Annotated in this window: 17 protein-coding genes; 9 read left to right on the top strand and 8 right to left on the bottom strand. The window is 69.3% G+C overall.

What is annotated here, in order from left to right; all coding sequences use genetic code 11:
* The first annotated feature begins 155 nt into the window (after positions 1–155).
* The gene (locus G578_RS0111920; RefSeq protein WP_245565597.1) at positions 156–1,523 is read left to right on the top strand and encodes an acyclic terpene utilization AtuA family protein; all 1,368 of its coding nucleotides are present in this window, start codon (positions 156–158) and stop codon (positions 1,521–1,523) included.
* The gene (locus G578_RS0111915; RefSeq protein WP_028794433.1) at positions 1,523–1,852 is read left to right on the top strand and encodes a DUF4387 domain-containing protein; all 330 of its coding nucleotides are present in this window, start codon (positions 1,523–1,525) and stop codon (positions 1,850–1,852) included. Before G578_RS0111920 ends, G578_RS0111915 begins: the two co-directional genes overlap by 1 nt.
* Positions 1,853–1,862: 10 nt before the next feature.
* Here G578_RS0111915 and G578_RS0111910 read toward each other — a convergent pair whose 3' ends face one another.
* Positions 1,863–2,531, bottom strand: coding sequence for a GntR family transcriptional regulator (locus G578_RS0111910; RefSeq protein ID WP_028794432.1), 669 nt, complete (start codon positions 2,529–2,531; stop codon positions 1,863–1,865).
* 287 nt (positions 2,532–2,818) lie between these two features.
* Between G578_RS0111910 and G578_RS0111905 the strand changes: the two genes are divergently transcribed.
* Positions 2,819–4,210, top strand: a complete 1,392-nt coding sequence (locus tag G578_RS0111905; RefSeq protein ID WP_028794431.1) for a dihydroorotase — start codon at positions 2,819–2,821, stop codon at positions 4,208–4,210.
* 4 nt (positions 4,211–4,214) lie between these two features.
* Here the strand turns inward: G578_RS0111905 and G578_RS0111900 are convergent, their stop codons facing one another.
* Positions 4,215–5,612 carry a nitroreductase family protein gene (locus G578_RS0111900; protein WP_084618839.1) on the bottom strand — a complete coding sequence of 466 codons (1,398 nt, stop codon included), beginning with the start codon at positions 5,610–5,612 and terminating at the stop codon, positions 4,215–4,217.
* Between the two features lie 246 nt (positions 5,613–5,858).
* On the opposite strand from G578_RS0111900, the gene dctP reads away from it, so the two are divergent.
* The 3 genes from dctP (at position 5,859) to G578_RS0111885 (ending at position 8,848) form a co-directional block, all read left to right on the top strand.
* On the top strand, positions 5,859–6,884 hold the full coding sequence (gene dctP, locus G578_RS0111895; protein ID WP_028794429.1) for a TRAP transporter substrate-binding protein DctP: 1,026 nt from the start codon (positions 5,859–5,861) through the stop codon (positions 6,882–6,884).
* A gap of 97 nt (positions 6,885–6,981) precedes the next feature.
* Positions 6,982–7,527 (top strand): TRAP transporter small permease subunit, encoded by a 546-nt coding sequence (locus G578_RS0111890; RefSeq protein WP_028794428.1) that lies wholly within the window; start codon positions 6,982–6,984, stop codon positions 7,525–7,527.
* 10 nt (positions 7,528–7,537) lie between these two features.
* Entirely contained in the window at positions 7,538–8,848 is a 1,311-nt protein-coding gene (locus tag G578_RS0111885; protein ID WP_028794427.1) for a TRAP transporter large permease, read from the top strand.
* A gap of 200 nt (positions 8,849–9,048) precedes the next feature.
* On the opposite strand, the gene G578_RS25985 is transcribed toward G578_RS0111885, so the two are convergent.
* From G578_RS25985 to G578_RS0111870, 3 genes are read right to left on the bottom strand one after another with little or no spacing between them, the layout of a single operon-like run.
* Positions 9,049–10,401, bottom strand: coding sequence for an FAD-dependent oxidoreductase (locus tag G578_RS25985; protein ID WP_038014048.1), 1,353 nt, complete (start codon positions 10,399–10,401; stop codon positions 9,049–9,051).
* Positions 10,402–10,404: 3 nt separating this feature from the next.
* The gene (locus tag G578_RS25980) at positions 10,405–11,790 is read right to left on the bottom strand and encodes an MmgE/PrpD family protein (protein ID WP_051244667.1); all 1,386 of its coding nucleotides are present in this window, start codon (positions 11,788–11,790) and stop codon (positions 10,405–10,407) included.
* Between the two features lie 10 nt (positions 11,791–11,800).
* The gene (locus G578_RS0111870; protein ID WP_028794426.1) at positions 11,801–12,508 is read right to left on the bottom strand and encodes an isochorismatase family protein; all 708 of its coding nucleotides are present in this window, start codon (positions 12,506–12,508) and stop codon (positions 11,801–11,803) included.
* A 106-nt stretch (positions 12,509–12,614) separates the two neighbouring features.
* Here G578_RS0111870 and G578_RS0111865 point away from each other — a divergent pair, with 106 nt between their 5' ends.
* Positions 12,615–13,508, top strand: a complete 894-nt coding sequence (locus G578_RS0111865) for a polysaccharide deacetylase family protein (RefSeq protein WP_028794425.1) — start codon at positions 12,615–12,617, stop codon at positions 13,506–13,508.
* 198 nt (positions 13,509–13,706) lie between these two features.
* Here G578_RS0111865 and G578_RS25975 read toward each other — a convergent pair whose 3' ends face one another.
* The 3 genes from G578_RS25975 to G578_RS0111850 all read right to left on the bottom strand — a co-directional run bounded on the left by G578_RS25975 (position 13,707) and on the right by G578_RS0111850 (position 17,870).
* Positions 13,707–15,038 (bottom strand): amidase, encoded by a 1,332-nt coding sequence (locus G578_RS25975; RefSeq protein WP_051244665.1) that lies wholly within the window; start codon positions 15,036–15,038, stop codon positions 13,707–13,709.
* Positions 15,039–15,162: 124 nt separating this feature from the next.
* On the bottom strand, positions 15,163–17,436 hold the full coding sequence (locus G578_RS25970) for a DEAD/DEAH box helicase (protein WP_084618836.1): 2,274 nt from the start codon (positions 17,434–17,436) through the stop codon (positions 15,163–15,165).
* Positions 17,437–17,618: 182 nt separating this feature from the next.
* Entirely contained in the window at positions 17,619–17,870 is a 252-nt protein-coding gene (locus G578_RS0111850) for a DUF7218 family protein (RefSeq protein ID WP_028794424.1), read from the bottom strand.
* A 195-nt stretch (positions 17,871–18,065) separates the two neighbouring features.
* On the opposite strand from G578_RS0111850, the gene G578_RS0111845 reads away from it, so the two are divergent.
* Together G578_RS0111845 and G578_RS0111840 are read left to right on the top strand one after the other, a co-directional pair.
* A complete protein-coding gene (locus tag G578_RS0111845; protein WP_028794423.1) occupies positions 18,066–20,942 on the top strand; it encodes a hypothetical protein in 2,877 nt (958 codons plus the stop codon).
* On the top strand, positions 20,942–21,934 hold the full coding sequence (locus G578_RS0111840; RefSeq protein ID WP_028794422.1) for a lysylphosphatidylglycerol synthase transmembrane domain-containing protein: 993 nt from the start codon (positions 20,942–20,944) through the stop codon (positions 21,932–21,934). The genes G578_RS0111845 and G578_RS0111840 overlap by 1 nt, the downstream gene beginning before the upstream one ends.
* Positions 21,935–21,937: the final 3 nt, after the last annotated feature.

The raw sequence follows: 21,937 nt of genomic DNA, 5'->3' as shown, positions 1-21,937 counted from the left end.
GTTCCAAACCTCCCGGCCCTGTTTCTATCGGGACTTACCGCCCGCCCGGATTACAGCGGGGTCGGACAATATCGTCAACTGTTGACAGTTATTGATGCCGCCGGGGATGATCCGGCCAAAGAAACGGTCCAAGAAACAACCGCGAGGAAACCACCGTGAGCAGCGGCGCCTACCGAATGCTATCGACCAGCGGCATCCTCGGCTACGGATTCCCTGAATTGTCCCTGGTGAAGGGCGAGGCGCGCGGCGTCGACATGATCGGGGTCGATGGCGGCAGCACCGACCCGGGGCCGTTCTATCTCGGCTCCGGCAAGACCCTGAGCTCGCGCCGGGCCATGAAGCGCGACCTGCGGCTGATGATCCAGGCCGGCAGGCGCCAGGGCGTGCCCGTGGTCATCGGCACCGCCGGAGGGGCGGGCGGCACGCCGCATCTGCAGATCACCGCCGACATCGTGCGCGAGGTCGCCCGCGAGGACGGCATCCACCTGCGGCTGGCCACCATCGACGCCGAACAGGACAAGGCGGCGCTGAAACGGGCGACCGCCGAGGGAAAGATGAAGCGGCTGACCGGCGGTCCGGCGATCGACGCCGAGGCCATCGACCGGGCCGAGCGGGTGGTCGGCATGATGGGCCCCGAGCCCTTCGCCGCGGCGCTGGACGGCGGCGCCGACGTGGTGCTGGCCGGCCGGTCGAGCGATCCCGCCCCCTGGGCCGCCATGGCGATCCGCGCCGGCAAGGCGCCGGCCCCCGCCTGGTATGCCGGCAAGATGCTGGAATGCGGCGCCACCCCGTCGATCCCCAAGGGCCATGACTGCCTCTACGTGACGGTCGACGACGACGGCGTGGTGCTGGAGCCGACCGCGCCGGAGCGGGCCTGCACCCCCTCCTCCGTCGCCAACCACGCGCTGCACGAGAACCCGTCCCCCTGCATCCATGTGGAGCCGGGCGGCGTGCTCGACACCACCGACTGCCGGTTCGACGCGGTGAACGACCGGGCGGTGCGGGTCTCCGGCATGACCTGGACGCCCTCGCCCTACACGGTGAAGCTGGAGGGCGTGGAACTGGTCGGCTATCGATCGATCAGTATCTGCGGCACCCGCGACCCGCTTTTGATAGACACGCTGGACGACTTCCTGAAATCGATCCACGAGTCGACCGCGACCAAGGTCGGCAATCTCGGGGTCACGCCGGACGACTACACGTTGATCATCCGGCGCTACGGCCTGGACGGGGTGATGGGCGCGGCCGAACCGCTGCGCAGCACTGCGAAACCGCACGAGATCGGCTTTGTGGTGGAGGCGGTGGCCGACGACCAGGACACCGCCGACGCGGTGCTGTCGGTCGCCCGGGTGACCATGCTGCACACCGACTTCCCGGGCCGGCTCTGCCGCGAGGGGAACATGGCCTTCCCCTATTCGCCGTCGGACATCCAGGCCGGACCGGTCTATCGCTTCTCGGTGTTCCAGACGATGGCCGTTGACGATCCGCTCGCCCCGTTCCCGATCACCTACGAGGACCTGTGATGCCCCGGATCCGCGATATCGCCAAGGTCTGCAAGTCGAAGAACGCCGGCCCGTTCCAGCTCACCATCGACGTGGTGTTCGAGACCCGCGCGACCTACGACGCGGTGGCGGCGACCGGCGTCCTGACCCCGGCGCTGATCGCCGGGCTGTACGACGTGGACGAGGAGGACGTGCTGTTCACGCCCTATCCGGCGGGTCTGGCGTTCAAGGCGACGATTCCCCGGCACATCCCTGCGGGCGACCTGGGCGACACCGACGTCTACGGCTGCCAGCAGCATGCGCCGATGCTCGATGTCGATATTCCGATCAACGATGTGCCGGTCGCCTGACACGCCGTCGTCAGGCGACGTCCGCCGTCACCAGATGGTTGATGCTGGCGCGGCTGTTGCGGATATGGGTGCGCATGGCAGCCTCGGCCGCGTCGGGATCGCGCGCCTCCAGCGCGGCCAGCACCGCCCGGTGCTCCTCCAGCGCCTGGGCGGGACGGCCCGGCGCCGTGCTCAGCCGCTGGCGGAACAGGCGCAGCAGCGAGTACAGGTCCTCGTCAAGCATCTTGATCAGCCGGTCGTTCCGGCTGGCCCGCACGATGCGGTAATGGAAGTCGAGATCGCCGCCGCCCTGGAAGTAGCCCTTGCCGGCGACCACGTGCTCGTCATGGGCATGGTCGTCCAGCATACGCTGCAGACGCTTGAGTTCCGCCGGCTTCATCCGCGTCGCCGCCAGACGGCAGGCCATGCCCTCAAGGCTCTCGCGGATCACCAGCAGGTCGAGGATCTGGGCCTGGTCGAGGGAGACCACCCGCGCACCCTGGTTGGCCTGGCGCTCGACCAGATTACGGCCCTCCAGCCGGCCGATCGCCTCGCGCAGCGGGCCGCGGCTGATGCCGTAGCGCCGTGCCAGCGTCACCTCCGACAGCCGCTCGCCCGGCTTCAGTTCGCCGGACATGATCGCCTGCTCCAGCCGCTCGAACGCCAGCGTCGACAGGTTCGTGGAGGTGATCGGTTGCATCGTCTCAATCGTCGCCACAGCTACGGTTCCTCAACCTATGGCCGGGCCTGTTTGCCTGCCCGGGTTGTTTATCATTCTAATCACAATAGCGCGGGAATGCCCGCGCATCTGTGTCAAATCCGTCCTTCGGGCGATGAATTTGCCACGCCGACTTGCGCCGCCACCATTTATTGGCGCCAACATTCCGAACCGCGGAACGGCCCCGACCTCGGCCCAGAGCGCGGGCCCGAGCGCGGCACCGGACGCCCGCCGGGACAGCATCTACAGCACAGGATGGAGACGACACGATGACGAAGATGGATCTGAGACTGGCCGGTGGATCGGTGCTGTTGCCGGGACAGGGATTCCGCGACGTCGACGTGCTGGTCGCCGACGGGCGCATCGCCGCGGTGACCGAGCCGGGCAGCGGCCCGGACGCCGCCGAAACGGTTCAGCTCGGCGGTCTGACGGTGCTGCCCGGCGCCTGTGACGTCCACCTGCATCTGGGCCACGGCAGCGACATCTCCAAGCCGCGGGTTCCCTCCGACGCAGCCAGCGAGACGGCGGCCGCCGCCGTCGGCGGCGTGACGTCCTTCATCCCCTATGTGATGAGCCCGGACCCCTACGCCGCCCAGTTCGAGGAGCTGAAGTCGGTGACCGAGGCCGGCGCGCGGATCGATTTCGGCTTCCACTTCGTCATCGCCACCGACGACCAGATCGCCGAACTGCCGCGCTACATCAAGGAGTTCGGGGTTCCCACGGCAAAACTGTTCATGAACATCCGCGGCGACGAGGGCAAGCGGCTCGGCCTGCCCGGCACCGATGACGGCTTCATGCTGCGCCTGCTGGAGGTTCTGGCCGAGCATGGCGGCATGATGTGTCCGCACCCGGAGAACATCGAGGCGGCCTGGGTGCTGCGCGACCGGGTGATGGCCGCGGACCCCGAGGGCAAGAACGGTTTGGAAAGCTGGAACGCGACCCGCCCGCCCTTCGTGGAGGCCGACGCGATCCGCCGCGCCGCCTATTTCGGCCGGGTGACGGGGGCACGGGTCTACACCGTGCACACGTCCTCGGGCGAGGCGCTGGCCGCCGCCATCGAGCAGCGCAAGGCCGGCTCGAAGCTCACCATCGAGACCTGCACCCACTATCTGACCCACGACACCAGCACGCACTGGGGTGCCGTCGCCAAGGTGAACCCGCCGCTGCGCGACCCAGCCGATCGGGAGGCGCTGTGGGAGGGCATCCGGCGCGGCGATATCGACACGCTCGGCACCGATCACATCCACCGGCCGGTCTCCAGCAAGGACGGCGGCATCTGGAAGGCCCAGCCCGGCTTCCCGGGGCTCGACGCCTTCCTGCCGGCGTTCTTCACCGAAGGCCACGTCAAACGCGGCATCCCGCTGGAGCAGCTCGCCAAGCTGGTCACCTGCCAGCCGGCCGACGCCATGGGGCTCGCGCCGCGCAAGGGCCGGATCACGCCGGGGGCCGACGCGGATTTCGCGATCCTCGACATGAAGGCGCCGTGGAAAGTGGAGAAATCCAGCCTGCAGAGCGATGCCGGCTACTCGGTCTGGGAAGGCCAGGAGATGGCCTGCAAGGTGCTGCACACGGTCGTGCGCGGCAATTTCGTGGTGCGCGACGGCGCGCTGACGGAAGGCAGCGAGGGCACCGGCCGGTTCATGGCCCGCACCCTCACTTGAGGCGTCAGGCGACCCGCCAGCGCCCGGCATAGAGCCGGCATCCGGTGCGGTTGTCGTCGGTGACGATGGTGGCGTCCTGGCTCACCGCCGTCCCGATCCCCTGCTCCACTTCCGGCGTGAACCGGGCGGCCATCCAGCCGCGCACGGTCTCCGCCGAGAGCGGGGTGAAAGGGCCCTGGTTCGGGATGCAGCCCAGGGATTCGACCTCGCTCCAGTGGTCGCCATAGTCGGAGTCCAGGTTCCGCACGCTGGCGATCACCGCCCCGCCCGGCTTCAGCACCCGGCGCACCTCGTCCAGCATCGTCTCCGGCTCCGGCATCTGCTCCAGCACCTGGGGCAGGATCACCGCGTCCAGGCTGCCGTCGGCATAGGGCAGCGTGGGGCCGTCGATCCGGTCCCCGTGGGTGTGATCCAGGGCGAAGCCCTCGCGCTTCAGCCGCTCCAGGATGAAGGTCAGGTTGCCCTGGGCCAGCTCGGCCAGATGGAAGTCGACGCCGGGATTGAGGCGGCGGCGGATCTCCGCACTGTAGGTCCCGCCCCACGGCATCAGCTCGGCCACCTTCGCCCCCGCCTTCAGATCCGGCAGCAGGTCGAGTTCGGCCGCCGTCGCCTCACCCTGACGGCGCGACACATAGACCCCGGCCAGCGGTGACTTGGCCCAGACGGCATAGCCACGGAAATCGCCGAGCTGGGCCCAGGACCAGCCGCGCGGATCCCACACGGCGAAGGGGTTGGAGGGGTTGGTGATCTCGAAATACGGATAGGCCTTGGCCGGCTTCACCGGATAGACCGTGTGCGCCGGCCGGGCGAAACCGTTCCAGGAATGCACCTCCTCGAACGGCCGGCGCGGCGCCTTCATCGCCGGCGCGCTCGGCTTGGCCCGGCCGATCGCCAGGGCGCCGGTGATCTCGAAGATCGGCGGCACGCCGAACAGCTCGGCCAATGCCTTGTTGTCGCCGATTCCGGCGTTCCAGATCGTGTCGTAGCCCCGCAGATGGGCGCTCAGCATCATGTGGTAGCAGGCACCGGCCACCGACTGGACGACGGAGAAATTGCCGTGGGTCCAGCCCTTCTGGAAGCACAGGTAGATCAGGGCCGAGCATTCGGCGAAATGGTGATTGCCGCCGGAGATGTCGTGGCACCGCTGCAGCAGGTCGCGGTCGTCGACGATGACGAAGTGCCATTGCTGCTGGTTGCAGGAGGACGGCGCCTGCATCCCGTCGCGCACGATCTCGGCGAGGAGCTCACGATCCATCTGCGTGCCGTCGAAGTCGCGGCACGACCGCCGGTCGGCCAGGACCCCGAGGATCCGCTGCCAATCCTCTACGGCGTTGGCTTCCACGGCATTGGCTTCCATGGCATGGGTTTCCGAAGAATGCGGGCGCGAACGCGCGTCATCCATCCCTAGTCTCCTATCGGCGATTTCTCCTAGACTACCCCTGCGGAGGAGGCGTTGACAGAAGGGTGTCGGGGCGGAAAAATGTCAACAGTTGACTATTCTGGCACTGCCGACAGGCCATCCGGCCGGCCGGCGGGGCCGGAATATCTGGTCGACCCGAGGCCCCGGACCGCAGATGATGCGGAGCCGGTGCCGGCCCAGGGGACATTCCGCCACACCGGCGCTGAAACAGGGAGACGGAGAAACTCAATGAACAAATATATCGGAAACCTTATCAAGGGTGCCGCGGTCGCCGCATCGCTCGGCATCGCCGGCAGCGCCGTGGCACAGGACGAGGTCACGCTGCGCTGGGGCCATTATCTGCCGAACAGCCCGTTCCTCGAAGTTGAGCAGAACTTCGCCAAGAAGATCGCGGAGCGCACCGACGGCAAGGTGAAGATCGAGATCACCTATGCCGGCGGTCTCGGCAAGGGCAACGAGCTGATGACCCTCGCCGGCCGCGGCGCCATCGACATGGCGTCGATCGTGCCGGGCTACTACGCCGACCAGCTGCTGTTCATCCGCGCGTTCCAGATCCCGTTCGTGTTCGACACGCCGGCGGAGGCGATGACCCTGTCGCGCAACTCCTTCGCCGAAATTCCGGCGTTCTCCGAGGAGCTCGACAAGTTCAACGTCAAGTTCCTGTTCCACCAGCCGCTCGGCCAGTACTACCTGACCGGCCCTGACGAGAACTGCGACACGGTCGCCGGTCTGAAGGACAAGAAGATCCGCAGCTTCGGCGCGGACATTCCGAAGCTGCACGCCGCGGTCGGCGCGGTGCCGGTCTCGATCGGCGTCGGCGACATCTACGAGGCCCTGCAGCGCGGCACGCTGGACTATTCCTTCATCAACCCGGGCAACATCGTCACCAACCGCTTCTACGAGCCGGGCAAGTTCAGCTGCGGTCCGGTCATGGCGATCACCGGTCACCTGATCACCATTGGCAAGCGCGCCTGGGACAAGCTGACCCCGGAGACCCAGGCGATCTTCATGGAAGAGGCGAAGGTCTCCCAGCAGGCCTATCTCGACTGGATCGACGCCTTCGAGAGCAAGGCCGTCGAGGACATTCAGGCCAATGGCGGCGTGGTGAAGCCGTTCCCGGATGCCGAGCTCGCCAAGTGGAAGGACATGGCCCCCGACCTGCTCGGCGACTGGGTCAAGGACATGGAAGGCCGCGGTCTCGGCGACGAGGCCCAGAAGGTCTACGACCAGTGGCACGCCTGGCTCGGCCGCTGATCGGACGCATTCCCCCCCGGCCGCCGCTTTCGGCGGCCGGGATCTTTTACGGATCCCTTTTGTTAAGCCCTTTCATCCATACCGGCACGGCGGGACCATGGTTCTATTTTCAGGCATTCTGCGGCGCCTCGCGCTGACCATCCTGCTGATCGGCGGGGTCGGCACCATGGCGGCGATGTTCCTCGGCACCATCGAGGTGGTGGGCACGCAGATCCTCCACACGCCGGTGCCCGGCGCCCTGGAACTGACGGAAAGCACCATGGTGCTGATCGTGTTCGGCGCCCTGTGCTACGCGCAGATCCGCCGCAGCCACATCCGGGTCGAGCTGATCTACACCAACATGGGTCCCCGGGTGCGGGCCGGCATGGACGTCTTCGCCGACCTCTGCGGCCTGGTGTTCTTCTGTCTGCTGCTGTGGCAGGCCTATAACGAGGCGCTCTACAGCCTGCAGATCGGCGAGGCGACGGTCGGGCTGATCCGCTTCCCGCTGTACCCGGCGCGCATCATCCTGGCGGTCGGCACCGCGATGCTGATCCTGCAGCTGTGCCTCGACCTGATCACCGACATCCGCCGGATCATCGACGGCAGCGAGATCGTGCTGGCCGAGGACTACGATCCCACGCGCCCCCAAGGCACCGACTGAGGACCCCCGAATGCTCGATCCCGCCACGACAGGCATCATTGTCGGCATCCTGCTGTTGCTCTTCCTGGCTGTCGGCGTCCATATCGGCGTGGCTCTCGGGCTCGGCGGTATCCTGGGCATGTATCTGGCGATCGGGCCGGACGCCGCCTGGGCGCAGCTCGCCACGATTCCGTTCAGCACCACCAACGAGTTCACGCTGGCGGTCATTCCGCTGTTCATCCTGATGGGCTCGCTGGCGACGACCGCCGGCATCACCACGGATCTGTACAAGGCGGCCTATAACTGGCTCGGTCACCTGCGCGGCGGTCTCGCCATCGCCACCACGCTGGCCTCGGCCGCCTTCGGCGCGGCCTGCGGATCGACCGTGGTGAACGCCGCGGTCTTCACCCGCATGGCCCTGCCGGAGATGACCAAGTTCGGCTACGACAAGCGCCTGAGTGCAGGCTGTATCGCCGCCTCGGGCACGCTCGCCTCGCTGATCCCGCCGAGCATCCTGATGGTGATCTACGCGGTCATCACCGAGCAGTCGATCGCGGTGCTTCTGATGGCTGGGCTGGTGCCGGGCATTCTGTCGGCCGCCGTCTTCGTGGTCGGCATCTATATCTGGGCGTTGCGCCGACCGGACATGGCACCAACCCTGGACACCCGTCCCCCCGCCCGCGAGCGCTACAGGTCGCTTTACGGCGTGTGGGGCATCATCTTCCTGTTCACCCTGGTGATCGGCGGCATCTACACCGGCTTCTTCGTGCCGACCTATGCCGGCGCGGTCGGCGCCTTCGGCGCCTTCCTGATCGTGCTCGCCAAGGGCCGGTTCACCGGCAAGTCGATGGTGGAAACCTTCAAGGACGCGGGCGTGACCACCTCGGTGATCTTCATCATCGTGATCGGCGGCATCCTGTTCGCCCGGTTCCTGACCTATACCGGGCTGATCGCCGACATTTCGACGATCCTGCTGTCCTGGGACCTGAACCCGTACCTGTATCTGCTGGCCTTCGCGGTCGTCTATCTGATCCTCGGCATGCTGATCGAGCCGATCGCGATCATGGTGATGACCCTGCCGGTGATGTTCCCGATCCTGACCGGCGTCGGCTTCGACCCGATCTGGCTGGGCGTGATCTCGATCAAGCTGGCGGAGATCTCGCTGATGACCCCGCCGGTGGGCCTGAACGTCTACGTGGTGCGCAGCGCCTCGCCGATCCCGCTGACCCTGGAGGAGGTGTTCTCCGGCGTCATGCCCTTCGTGCTGATGGACGTGATCACCCTGGGCCTGCTGATCGCCTTCCCGGCCATCGTGACCTTCCTGCCGGAGCTGATGCGGTAGGCGGGACCGGCAGATCCGGACGGCAGCGGCCGCCCCGGGAGACCGGCGCGGCCGTCTTGCTTCACGCACTCCCCCATCGCGCACTCCCCGGATTCATTCCGGGGCCTACGCCGGGAAATTTCCTGCCCCTGATCCGTCACGCGGAAAGGTCGGCCCCGGAATGAATCCGGGGAGTCAGAGAGAAGGACGAGGAAGGAGCCTCAGCCGCGCAGATCCTGCGCCGCCCGCAGCCCCGCCAGGCGGCCGAGCGCCAACGCCGTCAGCAGCCCGTTGCCGGACGCATAGCCGCCCGCGCCGCTCCGCCCGCTGATCCCGGCTGCCGCCCCGCCGCCGGCGAAGAGGTTCTCCACCACGCTACCGTCCGGGCGCAGCACGCGGGCGTCACCGTCGACCATCAGCCCGCCCTGGGTGTGGAACAGGCCCGGCTTCACCCGCACGATGGCGTAGGGTGCGGCCAGCGGCGCCAGCTCGAACTTGGCGCGCCCGAAGGCGTCCACCGCCGCGCCCCGCGCCGCCGCGTTATAGGCGGTCACCGTTTCGGCCAGCGTCGCTCCGTCGACCTCCATGTGATCCGCCAGGCCTTCCGGCGTGTCGGCCCAGCGCACGCCGCCCATCTCGGCCAGCTCGGCGTATTCCTCCTCCTGGGCGGCGATCTCGTGGATGCGGCGGTCGTAGACGGCATAGACCATCTCGCCCTGCCCCATCACGTTGGGCGCGAAGCCGGAATAGCCCGCATCCTCGTTGCCGAAGCGTTTGCCATTGGCGGAGACCAGGATCCCGCCCTTCTCGATCGTGGTCCAGGACAGCAGGCTGCCCTGGGGATAGGCGACCGCCGCATAGCCTTGATAGGCGCCCATATTGCCCAGCGCCGCCCCGATCTCCTCGCCCCAGGCCGCCGCCTCGCCGGTGCTGCCGAGCGCGCCGAAATACTCCGCCGGCGCGATCTCCGGGCACCAGCGGGCCACCATCTCCCGGTTGCCGGCAAAGCCGTTGGTCGCCACCAGCACCTTAGCCGCACGGATCGGCTCGCCGGCGACGATGGCGCCCTTCACGGCGCCGTCCTCGACGATCAGCCGGTCGACCGGATTGCCGACCGCCAGGGGAATGCCCCGGTCGGAGACGAAGCCCAGCAGGTCGTCCACCAGGTCCTGTCCGCGCCTTGAGCGGGGCGCATGCAGGCGCGGCACGCTGTGGCCCACATGCTTGTAGGCGGTGACCAGCTCCATGCGGGCGCCGAGATCGTCGATCAGCCATTCCACCAGCGGTGCCGACTGTTCCGCCATCCGTCGCGTCAGGCCGTCTGCGTCATGGTGCCCGGCGGTCGCCAGCAGATCGTTGACGAGTTGCTCGGGGGAATCCTCGATGCCCGCCTCGCGCTGGAAGCGGCTGCCCGCCCCCGGCACCGAGCCGGTGCTGAGCGCGGAATTGCCGCCGGGACGGGCCAGCTTCTCGACGATGGCGACGGAGATCCCCGCGTCATGGGCGGCGATGGCCCCGGCAAACCCGCAGGCACCGGCACCGATGACCAGCAGGTCGGTATCCACCTCGCTCATCGGTCAGGCCGTCATCTCAACCACGGTGTCGGCCCAGGACCGGTCGAGGCCGGCCGGGTCGAGATCCAGCAGCCGCTCGAGCACCGCGCCCATGGCCGGGTACGGCGCGTCGACGATGCCGCGGATCTTGGCCCGAACCTCCGATGGGTCGAGCGGCCGGTCGGGGCCGCCCCGAGCGCTCAGGCATTCCTCGGTGACGCGCGCGCCGTCGGACAGCACCCAGGTCACCCGGGCCGGCCGGTCGTTCGGCCATGCCGGTTCCGGCTCGTAGGCGCCGATGGTGACCTTCTCGCGCATCGCCGCCAGCTCCGGCGCGGTCAGGGTGGAGGCATGGAACGCCTCCGCCCCGGCATGGCCGAACTGGGCGGTCGCCGCCAGGATGTGCTGCATGGAGAACTTCGCCGCCAGCGTCGTCGCCGGCTGGGCGTTGTCCAGGTGGCGACCCTTCCAGTGGGTGTCGATATGGATCTCGCGGATCGTCGACGCGTCGACCTTGGCGCAGAGTGCCAGGCTCGCCTCCACCGCCGAGTGGGCGTATTGGCAGCAGGCGTGCAGCTTGTGATAGCCGTCGGACAGCGCCCAGTCCTCGCCGAGCCCGTCGGTCAGTTCCTCCGGATGCGGCTCGCCGTTGAAGGCGCTGGCATAGACGTCGTGCAGGCTTTCCGGCCGGCCGGTGATGCCGCACAGGGTCCAGTCGACCGCCCGCAGCCCGCTCCATGCGCCCACGCCCGGCCAGACGTTGCGCACCAAGGCGCCTTCCACCGTGTGGTTGAACGGGCCGGGCACCACCAGGGTACAGGCGGTGGAGATCGCCTTGGCCATCTCCTGCGCCGACAGGCCCCGCAGGGCCGAGACGGAGGCGGCGGCGCCCACGGCGGCGAGGCTGCCATGGGGATGCAGGGTCAGGGTGGCCCAGCCGAAGGCCCGGGCCACACGCCCGGCGATCTCGTAGCCCACCGTCAGCGCCCGCAGCAGGTCGCGGGCCGTCGCCCCGCCCGCCTCGGCCTCGGCCAGCAGCGCCGGCACGCAGTACAGGCCGGCATGGCAGATCACCCGGCGGTAGCCCTCGTCCAGCTCGCACCAGTCGGCGGCACTGCCGTTGACGGTGGCGGCCGAGTAGCGGTCCAGCCGGGTGCCCTTGCCGTCGAACACGGTCGCCTCGGCCGCCCCCGACGATTTCGCCATGCCTGCCGTCAGGCCGATCAGTTCCGGCTCGTCCCGCGCGGCGACGATGGCGGCGAGGTCGTCGGCCAACACCGTGGCGGCGCGGACGCGGATCGGCTCGGGAATATCCTCGAAGCGCAGAGCCGCCGCCCAGCGGGTCAGCGTCTCGATGCCGGCAACGATGCGGCTTGCGGGGTCGGTCGGCTGGGGGGAACCGTCGATCATCGTGTCGTCCTCACTCCCCGGCCGCGCGGTCGACGCCGGTGTCCAGCCCCTTGAGCAGGGCGAGCGCGTCGGATGTGGGCATGACGTCGGCGTATTTGGCGTTCATGTCGAACAGGTTGACCGCGTGGCTGGTCGGGCTGCGGTCGTAGACGCATTCCTGCGGCACCACGCATTTGAAGTTATAGGCGAAGCCGTCGGTCACCGAGGAGCGCACGCAGCCGCTGGTGGTGCAGCCGGTGACGAACAGGGTATCGACGCCGAGATCGATCAGGTGGCTGACCAGCGGCGTTCCGAAGAAGGCGCTCGGGTGCTTCTTCGGCAGCAGCACGTCGCCCTTCACCGGGGCGACCTCGGCCACGAACTCGTAGCCCTTGGCGTTCACGGTCATGATTGCCGGCACCTTCTCGGCCAGCCGGCCGGCATCGGTGTCGGCGTTCTTCGGCGCCACATGGGGATACAGCACCGGCAGGTTCTGGCGGCGGAACTCGGCCAGCAGCGGGACGATGTTGTCGACCGCCTCCCAGCCGACATCGCCGCAGGCGGTCGGGTATTCCTTGATGGCGTCCCAGTAGGGCCGGCGCTCGGTGCCGACGGTGCGGTACTGGACGTCGATGATCAGCAGGGCGGGCCGCTTGCCGATACCGCTGGACCGGCCGAAACCGGCCGCGTCATAGCGCTTCTGCTCGTCTTCGGTGATTGTCTGCGACCACGGGTTCATCGCGCCCTCCCCATCCTGCTTATCGGCCTGCTAAAGTGTCGACAGTTGACGATCCGTTGGCCTCACTTGTCAACATTCCGCAACCCTCCAACGCCGGTTATACGCCATGAAACTCGCCGTTCACGACCGTTACGACTACATCCCCCTGGACGACCGCCCGGTCTATGACTGGCCCGGCGGCAAGCGCCTGGCGGTGTGCTTCTGCAACAACATCGAGGTGTTCTCGTTCCTCGAAGGGCTGGGCACGGACAGCACGGTGATCGGCGCGCCGCAGACCACGCGCAACTTCGCCTGGCGCGACTACGGCAACCGGGTCGGCCAGTGGTACATGTTCGACCTGTTCGAGGAATTCGGCGTTCCCGCCTCGCACAACCTGAACTCGCTGCTGATGGAGCATTGCCCGCAGATCGGCGAGAAGATCAAGCAGCGCGGCGACGAGGTGGTCGGCCACGGCCGCACCAATGCCGAGCGCCAGGACGTGCTCGACGAGGCCGGCGAGGCGGCGCTGATCAAGGAGACCACCGACACCCTGGCGGAATACTTCGGCACCCAGCCGAAGGGCTGGCTCGGCCCCTATCTCGCCCAGACGCCGGTGACCCTCGATCTGCTGGACGAGGCCGGCTACGACTACGTGATGGACTGGCCGGCCGACGACCAGCCGTTCTGGATGCGCACCCGCAAGGGCCGTATCCTGTCGGTCCCCTACTCCATCGAGCTGAACGACAGCCCGGCCATGGTGTTCCGCCAGCATTCCGGTGAGGAATTCGAGCGGATGATGATCGACCAGTTCGACGAGATGCTGCTGCAGTCGAGGAAGCGGCCGCTGGTGTATACCGCCGTGCTGCACCCGTTCGTGGTCGGCCAGCCGTTCCGCCTGCGCGCCCTGCGCCGGGCGATGGCGCACATCCTGAACCACCGCGACGACATCTGGGTGACGACCCCGGGCGAGATCGCCAAGTACTGCGCGGGCCTGCCGGAAGGCACGATCCCCGGGTCTTGAGGCGGCTACGGTGGGGGAGCGGAAAGCACGCGGCTCCTCCTCCCTCTCCTGCACTTCCCCATTACACACTCCCCGGACCCGTTCCGGGGCCCACGCGTCCGTGGCTTCGATCGCCGAAGCGTAATCTCCAGGCGACAAAGGCGGCCCCGCCGTAGGCCCCGGAACAAGTCCGGGGAGTGATTAGAAGAGGGAGTGGCCTCACCCCGCCGGGACGCGCGCCTTGCCGTGCCACGGATCGACCACCGGGGCGGCCACCGCCGCCACGTCCAGCAGGGCGTCGTCGCCGTGGCGGAAGCCGACGAACTGGACGCCGATCGGCAACCCGGTCGGCCCGTCCCCCGCCGGCACGCCGATCACCGGCAGGTGCAGCAGCGTCCACAGCGAATTGAAGACCGAATTGCCGGTGCTCTCCAGCCCCGCATCCGCCTCGCCGGTCGCCCCGAAGGTCAGCACCGCGTCGAAGCCTCGGTAATGCCCCTCATACGCCATCCGCAGATGGGCGGCGTGGTCCTGGGCCGCCTTCAGGCTCATCGGGGTGATGCCGGTGCGGTACTCGGCGATGCCGCGCAGGGTGTCGTGCAGGTCCTCGCCCCGGGTCAGCAGCGCCGGCAGGAAGGCCGCCCGCCCTTCGCCGCGCATGATCGTGTCCTTGGCGTCGTCGATCTCGGCGAAGGACGCGGGAAGTTCGACCCGTTCCACCGTCGCGCCCGCCGCCGTCAGCGCCTCGGCCGCCCGGGTCAGGACGTCCAATGCGCCGTCGCGGGCCTTGTCGGCATAGGGAGTCAGGCACAGGGCGATGCGCAGGGACGCCACGGTACGCGCCGTGCCCGCCTGTTCGGCGATGCCGCTCGCCGCCGCCACCAGCCGCAGATCCTCAACCGAGCGCGCATACCAGCCGATGGTGTCGAGGCTGGCGGCGAACAGTTTCGCCCCTTCCCGGCTGACCACCCCCCAGGTCGGCTTCATGGCGTAGGTGCCGCAATAGGAGGCCGGGCGCATGACCGAGCCGCCCGTCTGGGTCCCGAAGCTGATCGGCACGTGCAGATCGCCGACCGCCGCCCCCGAACCGCTGGAGGAGCCGCCGGCGGTATGGGTCAGCCGGTGCGGGTTCACCGTCTTCGGCAGCCGACCCAGGGCGGCGAACTCCACCGTGTCGAGCTTGCCGAGCGGAATGGCGCCGGCCGCACGCATCAGGGCGACGCAGCCGGCATCGTCCACCGGCACCCGGCCGTCATGCAGCGGCGAGTTATGGGTTCCGGGCATGCCGGCGACGTCGATGACGTCCTTCAGCGCGATGGGAATGCCGTGCAGCGGGCCGCGGACCTTGCCGGCCGCGCGCTCCGCGTCCAGCCGCTTCGCCTCGGCCATCGCGCCCGCGCGGTCGACATGCAGCCAGGCGCGCACGGCGGGATCTCGGGCGTCGATACGGGCGAGCAGGCCGGTCAGGAGATCGACGGCCGTCAGGGAGCCGTCCGCCATGGCGGCGGCGGCCTCGCCGGCGGTCAGGCGGCAGGGGTCGGATACGGTCACGTTGGGAGCCTCGTCTTCGGAGATGAGGCCCGATCATGGAGTGGCCGGCGGGGCCCCGGCAAGATGCCGTCTGAGCCCGCCCGGCAATCGCAGGCTTGGGACGTCCGGGCGGCGCCCGGGATTCCTAGCCCTTGCGGTGCGGGGCCTTCTTCGGCTTGTCCAGGCCGAGCCGGGTCTTCGCCGGGTGCGGTTTGCCGAATTTCTTGGCGCCGAATTTCTTGCCCTCTTTGGCGGGGCCACCCTTGTTGGGGCCGCCCTTGTTGGGGCCGTCCTTGCCCTTCCAGGCTTTCTTAGGCGCCGGGCCGCGGTCTTCCGCCGTGGCGATCGGGGTCGCGTCCACCGGGCCGGAGACAGGCTGTCCCGCCGGTGCCTGGTCGCGGTCGCGGCGGCGCTTCAGCGGCCGTTCCGCCGGGTTGACCGTCTCGCGCTTGAAGGTCGGCGCCTCCCGCCGGCGCTTCTCCTTGAAGGACCGATCCGGGAACGGGCTCTCGGCGCGCGGCGCCTCGACCGGGGCGGCGGCAGCGGTGGGTTCGGGGGTTGGCCCCGGTGCCGGGGCAGAGACAGTCTGCGGCTTGGGCGCCGCAGCACGCAGGGTGCCCTGCGGCTTCGGCTTACCCTCGGGCTTCGACGCATCCTCGGGCTTCGGCTTGCGCGGGGCGCGCTCGACCCGCTCCTTGCGCGGGACGGCGGCAGGTTCGACCGGCATCCCCTCGATCTTGTCGACGGTGATGCTCTTCTCGATCTTGCGGCTCGGGCCCACGGCTTCCAGGAAGGCGCTCGCCGCCTCCGGATGCAGTTCCACATGGGTCTCGTTGTCGTGGATGCGGATGGCGCCCACGTGGTTCTTGGTCAGGTTGCCGGCGCGGCACAGCATCGGCAGCAGCCAGCGCGCCTCGGCACTATGATGACGGCCGACCGACAGGCGGATCCAGGTGCCGCCCCCGAAATCGCCGGGACGTTTGCCCCCGCGCTCGCCCCGGTCGCGTTCCGGACGGTCACGTTCCTTGCGCGGTCCACGATCGGGACGGTCACCCCGATCGTCGCGCCGCCCCCGTTCCGGGCGCTCGTGGCGCTCGCCGGCGGCGGGGCCGTCCAGCAGTTCCTCCGGCGCGGTCAGACCGGCCATGTGCTTGCGCAGGAAGGCGACGGCGACCGCCTGGGCGTCGTATTTCGCCAGCAGATCGGCGGCGAAGGCCTGCTCCTCCGGCGTGGTCTCCCCCGTGAGGTCGGAATCGTCCAGGATCCGCTGGCGGTCGAGCGCCAGGACCTCGTCGGCCGAGGGCGGCTTGCCCCAGGTCGCCTTGATGTTGGCGTTGGCCAGCAGCCGCTCGGTATGGCGGCGGCGGGGATAGGGCACGATCAGCGCGGAGATGCCCTTGCGCCCGGCCCGGCCGGTGCGGCCGCTGCGGTGGAGCAGGGATTCCGGGTTCTTCGGCAGGTCGGCGTGGATCACCAGTTCCAGGTTCGGCAGGTCGATGCCACGCGCCGCCACGTCGGTGGCGATACAGACCGACGCCCGGCCGTCGCGCAGCGCCTGCAGCGCGTGGGTCCTCGCACCCTGGTTCAGCTCGCCGGACAGCGCCACGACCGACAGGCCGCGGTTGGTGAAGCGGCTGGTCAGATGGTTCACGGTCGCCCGGGTGCCGCAGAACACGATGGCCGATTTCGGGTTGGCGTGGCGCAGCACGTTGATGATCGCGTTCTCGCGGTCGGTCGGTGCGCAGGTCAGGGCTCGGTACTCGATATCGCCGTGCTGGCGGCTCTCGCTCGCCGTGGTCAGCCGCACCGCGTCACGCTGGTAGCGCTTGGCCATCGACGCGATGGTCGGCGGCACCGTGGCCGAGAACATCAGCGTGCGCCGGGTCTGCGGCGCCGACTGCAGGATGAATTCCAGATCCTCGCGGAAGCCGAGATCGAGCATCTCGTCCGCCTCGTCCAGCACCACGACCTTCATCGCCGTCATGTCGAGCGAGCCGCGCTCGATATGGTCGCGCAGACGGCCCGGCGTGCCGACGACGATATGGGCGCCGCGCTCCAGCGCCGCGCGCTCGGTGCGCATGTCCATGCCGCCGACGCAGGAGGCGACCTTGGCCCCGGCGAATTCGTAGAGCCAGTCCAGCTCGCGCTTGACCTGAAGGGCGAGTTCGCGCGTCGGCGCGACCGCCAGGGCGAGCGGCAGGTCGGCGCGCTCCAGCCGCTCGGCACCCTCCAGCAGGGTCGGCGCCATGGCGAGGCCGAAGGCCACGGTCTTGCCCGAGCCGGTCTGGGCGGAGACCAGCGCGTCGGCGCCGTCCATCTCCGCGCCCAGAACCGCCTGCTGCACGGGGGTCAGCGTCTCGTATCCGCGCTTCGCCAAAGCCTGGGCAAGCGCCGGTACAACGCCTTCGATTTCCGTCATTTCGTGTCTTTCGGGTGCCTGCGATCGGCCGGTCGGGAAATGGAACTCTCCAGGCGGGATCGGCAGTCCTGCGCTCCGGGCGCAGGAGTCGTGTCAAAGCGGCGCGCACCATATGCCGCAGCGCGGCAAATGTACAGCATTCCGTCCAAGACGACCGCCGGCCAATCCGGCACCCGACAGGGTCAATGGCTGCGCAGGGCCTCGATCAGTTGCGGCTTGGTCATGTCCGAGCGGCCCGCGATGCCGATCTCCCTGGCGCGGTCGTAGAGCTCGTCCTTGCGCCATTCCTCATAAGGCTCCGACTTGCCACCCTTCTTCGATGCGCCCTGGGCGTTGGCGATGCGGGCCGCCTTCTCCTTGCTGGCGCCATCCTCGCGCAGGGCCTCGTAGGTCTCCTTGTCCTTCACGCTGGGCCCGGGTTTCTTACTCGGCATGTGCTGTCCTCCAAAACGGTATCCGGCATCCCCCTAGGTGAAGGCCCCTAGATGAGGGAACGCGGATCGGCGGCGACAGTTGCGCACCGGCCTGGGACAGCCCGGCGCGGCCCGCCCGGAAATCAGTATCCCCTGGAAATGCCTGACACCTGTACGGTATCAAGCGCCGCCCGGGACCGGAGAAGACCCTGCACGATGCCTGATGCCAACGCCGGAACGCCGTCGGTCAGCGCCCTTTCCGGGTCGCTGATCGCTGGGCTGGTTCTGGGCGGGGCGGCGGCGATCGCGGCGGTCGCGGTCGCCGGACCGGTCGCACCCGCCCATCATCCTAGCTTCGTCGCCGGCGAGATGAGCCTGCTCGGACTCGGCAAGGCGCTGGAGAGCCGGTTCGTCTGGACCCTGATGCTGGTCGCCGGCCTCGCCTTCGCCGGGCTGGAGACGCTGCGCCATCGGGTCCAGCCCGAGCTTCACAAGGTGCTCTGGCCGGCGCTGATGCCGGCGGTCTACTGGCTGACGAACCGCGTCATCGCCCCGCCCGCCCCCGTCGCCGAGGCGATGGGCGACACGATCTGGCTGTTCGTCTCCGCCGGGCTGATCGCGCTGACGGCCGCGAGTGCCCTGCTTGCCCGGCAGACGGACGCCGCATGGGTGCGCGACGCCCGCTGGGGGCTTCTGGTCCCGGTGCTCGCGACGGTGTCGGGCATCGCCGTGCTGACCGGTCTCGGACGCCTGGATCTGGATCTGTTCGCAGTGCTGTCAGGGTGGAGCGTCTGGCATCTGGCGTGGTTTCCGGTCCTGCTGACGGCGCTCTGCCTGTTCTCCTTCACGCTGCCGCAGACGGCGCGGGGTACCCGGCTCGCCCGGCTGACCCTGGCGGCGCAGCTCGGCCTGGCGGCCGGGTTCCTGTGCCTGCTGCTGCCGCCGGCCGAGGTGGACGGCGCGCTGCTGCGCCAGGGGGGGCTGAGCGGTCCGGCGCTGCCGATCCTGCTGGCGCTGCTGTCGGTCGGCGCGGCGGTCGGCATCCTGCGCGGCTTCCGCACACCCGACCGGCCGACCCTGTCCCCCTGGGCCGTCGCCGGTGCGCTGATCGCCCTCAAGCTCGGCGACGGCGGGGCCATCGCCTATGCGATGGACAACCCGCTGGACCTCTATCACCACGGCGAATGGCTGATCCCCTGGGACCAGTTCTGGCGCCACGGGGTGATCCCCTATGTCGACAGCGCTCCCTCCCACGGCCTGATCAACTTGGCAGTCGGCGCCGTGGCGGCGCTGGTCGGCGACGGCACCATGGTCGGGTTGCAGCAGGGCCAGCTTCTGGTGCGCGGCGCCTGCCTGACGGTGGCCTCCCTGGTGCTGGGCCGGTTGCTCGGCGGGCCGGCCGCCCTGCTCGCCCTGGTCCTGCTGCCGTTCAGCGGCCGCACCCCGATCCTGCTGCTGGTCGCGTCCGCCTTCGGCTGGTTCATCGCCCGGACCGAGACCCGCCATCCGGTGGCCTGGCTCTGCGCCGCGCTGGCGGTCTGCATCGCCCTGGTCGGTCTGGCGCCGGGCCAGGGGGCGATCGCTTCCGTGGCCCTGCTGCCGGTCATCGTCCTGATGCTGTGGCGCGCCTGGCAGGGGCAGCGCCGCCCCCTGATCGTGGCGATGGCGGTCGCCATCACCGTCTTCGCCCTGGTCGGAGTGCTCGGCCTGTTCGGACACGGTCCGGGGCCGGTTCTCCGGGCGCAGATCCGCTTCATCCTGGAGAACCGCGCCCTTTACGAGGCGGTGCACGGCCTGCCCTGGACGGCGTCCTTCACCCGAGACATGCCGCTCGGCCCGGTGGCGTGGGAGGTTTTGCGCGCGCTATGGATACCGGTCGCCGCCGGCCTGCTCGGCGCCCTGGTCCTGGCCGCGACCCGACGCGAGATGCGCGGAGCCTGGATCTTCATGGGCGTCGCGGTGCTGATCTACCTGCTCGGCACCATCGGCCACACGCTCGGCCGCATCGATCTCGGCGGGCCGTCGCGCACCGGGGCGCAGACGGTGTTCGCGCTGGCGATCCTGCTGCCGATGGTCGTCGCCCTGCGCGCGCCCCGGCATCTGCTGCCCGCCCTGTGGCTCGCCCTGGTGCCCATCGGCCTGCTCAGCCCGGCCTTCCGCGCCGTTCTCGATCCGCAGGCGTTGGCCCATCTGCACCAGTCCCGCGACCGGGAGGACGCCGCCCGCCAGTGGATCGACGGGGCGGCGGAGGGCATTCCGGCGCTGGGCACCGGGCTGATGTCGCCCAGCCTGATCGTGCTGGTGAAGCCGGTGCACGATCTGGTCGACAGCGTGCTGGCCGACGACGAGACCTATCTCGACCTGACCGAGCGCAACGCCAACTACTTCTACCTGCGCCGCCCGGTGCCGGTGGAGAGCGGGGCGGTGGCGACCATGGCGACCCGGGGCATGCAGACCCGCTCCATCGCCCGCCTGCGCGCCGACCCGCCGCCACTGGTGCTGGTCGATGCCGGATACACCTCGGGCCAGCCCTTCCCGCCGCCGCTGCGCACGCCGCTGCTGTACCGCACGCTGATGGACGAACTGGCGGCCGGCCGCTACGAGGTCTGGACCGACGGCACGCTGACCGCCCTGTTCGCCCCCGGCCGCGCGCCCTCCCCGACCCTGCCCGTGGCCGAGGGCATCGCCCGGCTCGACGGCATCTGGGGACGGCCCAAGCTGGACCGCCTGCCGACCGCCTGGGGAGCGTCCGCCGACACCATCGCCGACGACCTTGAACCGCTTGCCGCGACGATATCCTTGAACGACGGCCGTTCCGTGGCGGTCGCGCTGGAGAGGCCCGGGGCAATCGACTTCCTTGGGCTGACGCTGAGCTGTATGGGTGAGGCCGACCCGGCGACAATCACCTGGGCGGCGGGCAAGCAGACCCCGTCCTTCATCTTCAGCCCGAGCACCGGTTTGGCCCTCCTGCCCCTCGACATCTGGCCGTCCCAGGCCCTCGCCCCGGCGGCGAGGACGGCCCGGTTCGCCCTGTCCCTGCCGCCGGCCTGTTCGGTGTCCGACGGGGCCGCGTGGTCGCGGAAGGTTCCGTGATGGCCGGGTACCTGAAGACAGGGCTGAAGATCTGCGTCACCCTGGGTCTGCTCGCCTGGGTGTTCTCCCTGGTCAACCGCGAGGCGGTGCTGGCCCAGCTCACCCGGATCGACCCGGTCCTCGGCCTCTCCGCCGTGCTGGCCCAATGCGCCCAGTTCCCGATCGGCGCCTGGCGCTGGCGGATGATCCTGGCCAAGGACGGCGTGGCGATGCCGTTCCGCGACGCCTTCTCCTTCCTGATGATCGGGCTGCTGTTCAATCAGGTTCTGCCGTCGACCATCGGCGGCGACGGGGTGCGGGTCTGGCTGTCGGCGCGCACCGGCATCGGCTGGAGCCGGGCCTTCGGCGCCGTCGCCGTCGACAGGGCGGCGGCGATCTTCATGATCCTGGTGCTGTCGGTGCCGCTGCTGCCGGTGCTGACGCCGATCATCGACAACGCCGTCGCGCGGACCAGCCTGACGGTGCTGGTCCTGCTGGGCGCCGCCGCCGTGGCGGTGGTCCTGCCGCTGGCCCCCGTGGTGATGGGCAGGCTAGTCGCCCGCTTGCCCGAGCGCCGGATCCTGCGCCCGCTTTTGGCCGCCGCCGGACAGAGCGCGATCCTGTGGCGCCGGGGCTCGACCACCGCGGTGCTGTCGCTGTGCAGCGTGCTGATCCTGACCAGCCATGTGGCCACCGTCTGGCTGATCGCCCTGTCCATGGGCGTCGCTCTCGATCCGCTGCGTCTGTTCGCACTGATCCTGCCGGTCATGCTGCTTCTGGCAGTGCCGATCTCCATCGCCGGCTGGGGCCTGCGCGAGGGGCTGATGGTCACCGCCCTGGGCTTCCTGGATGTCGATCCCAGTGCGGCCGTCGCCATCTCCCTGCTCTGGGGTGGGGTGACCCTGTTCGGCGGCCTGCTCGGCGGCATCGCCCTGCTGCTCGACCGCACCGACCCCGCCACCCTGTTCCGCAGCACAGGGTCCCCGCCGCCCGACGAGGAGCGCCCGCTATGAAGA

The sequence above is a fragment of the Thalassobaculum salexigens DSM 19539 genome (assembly GCF_000423805.1).
Classification (GTDB): Bacteria; Pseudomonadota; Alphaproteobacteria; order Thalassobaculales; family Thalassobaculaceae; genus Thalassobaculum; species Thalassobaculum litoreum.
This window is presented reverse-complemented; position numbering and strand designations above follow the sequence as displayed.

Coding starts and splice junctions, on each gene's coding strand:
- G578_RS0111885 (WP_028794427.1), top strand. CDS start 7,538: ATGCTCGATCCCGCCACGACAGGCATCATTGTCGGCATCCTGCTGTTG.
- G578_RS0111905 (WP_028794431.1), top strand. CDS start 2,819: ATGACGAAGATGGATCTGAGACTGGCCGGTGGATCGGTGCTGTTGCCG.
- dctP (WP_028794429.1), top strand. CDS start 5,859: ATGAACAAATATATCGGAAACCTTATCAAGGGTGCCGCGGTCGCCGCA.
- G578_RS25985 (WP_038014048.1), bottom strand. CDS start 10,401: ATGAGCGAGGTGGATACCGACCTGCTGGTCATCGGTGCCGGTGCCTGC.
- G578_RS25980 (WP_051244667.1), bottom strand. CDS start 11,790: ATGATCGACGGTTCCCCCCAGCCGACCGACCCCGCAAGCCGCATCGTT.
- G578_RS0111840 (WP_028794422.1), top strand. CDS start 20,942: ATGGCCGGGTACCTGAAGACAGGGCTGAAGATCTGCGTCACCCTGGGT.
- G578_RS0111910 (WP_028794432.1), bottom strand. CDS start 2,531: ATGCAACCGATCACCTCCACGAACCTGTCGACGCTGGCGTTCGAGCGG.
- G578_RS0111845 (WP_028794423.1), top strand. CDS start 18,066: ATGCCTGATGCCAACGCCGGAACGCCGTCGGTCAGCGCCCTTTCCGGG.
- G578_RS0111865 (WP_028794425.1), top strand. CDS start 12,615: ATGAAACTCGCCGTTCACGACCGTTACGACTACATCCCCCTGGACGAC.
- G578_RS25970 (WP_084618836.1), bottom strand. CDS start 17,436: ATGACGGAAATCGAAGGCGTTGTACCGGCGCTTGCCCAGGCTTTGGCG.
- G578_RS0111915 (WP_028794433.1), top strand. CDS start 1,523: ATGCCCCGGATCCGCGATATCGCCAAGGTCTGCAAGTCGAAGAACGCC.
- G578_RS0111900 (WP_084618839.1), bottom strand. CDS start 5,612: ATGGATGACGCGCGTTCGCGCCCGCATTCTTCGGAAACCCATGCCATG.
- G578_RS0111890 (WP_028794428.1), top strand. CDS start 6,982: ATGGTTCTATTTTCAGGCATTCTGCGGCGCCTCGCGCTGACCATCCTG.
- G578_RS0111850 (WP_028794424.1), bottom strand. CDS start 17,870: ATGCCGAGTAAGAAACCCGGGCCCAGCGTGAAGGACAAGGAGACCTAC.
- G578_RS0111870 (WP_028794426.1), bottom strand. CDS start 12,508: ATGAACCCGTGGTCGCAGACAATCACCGAAGACGAGCAGAAGCGCTAT.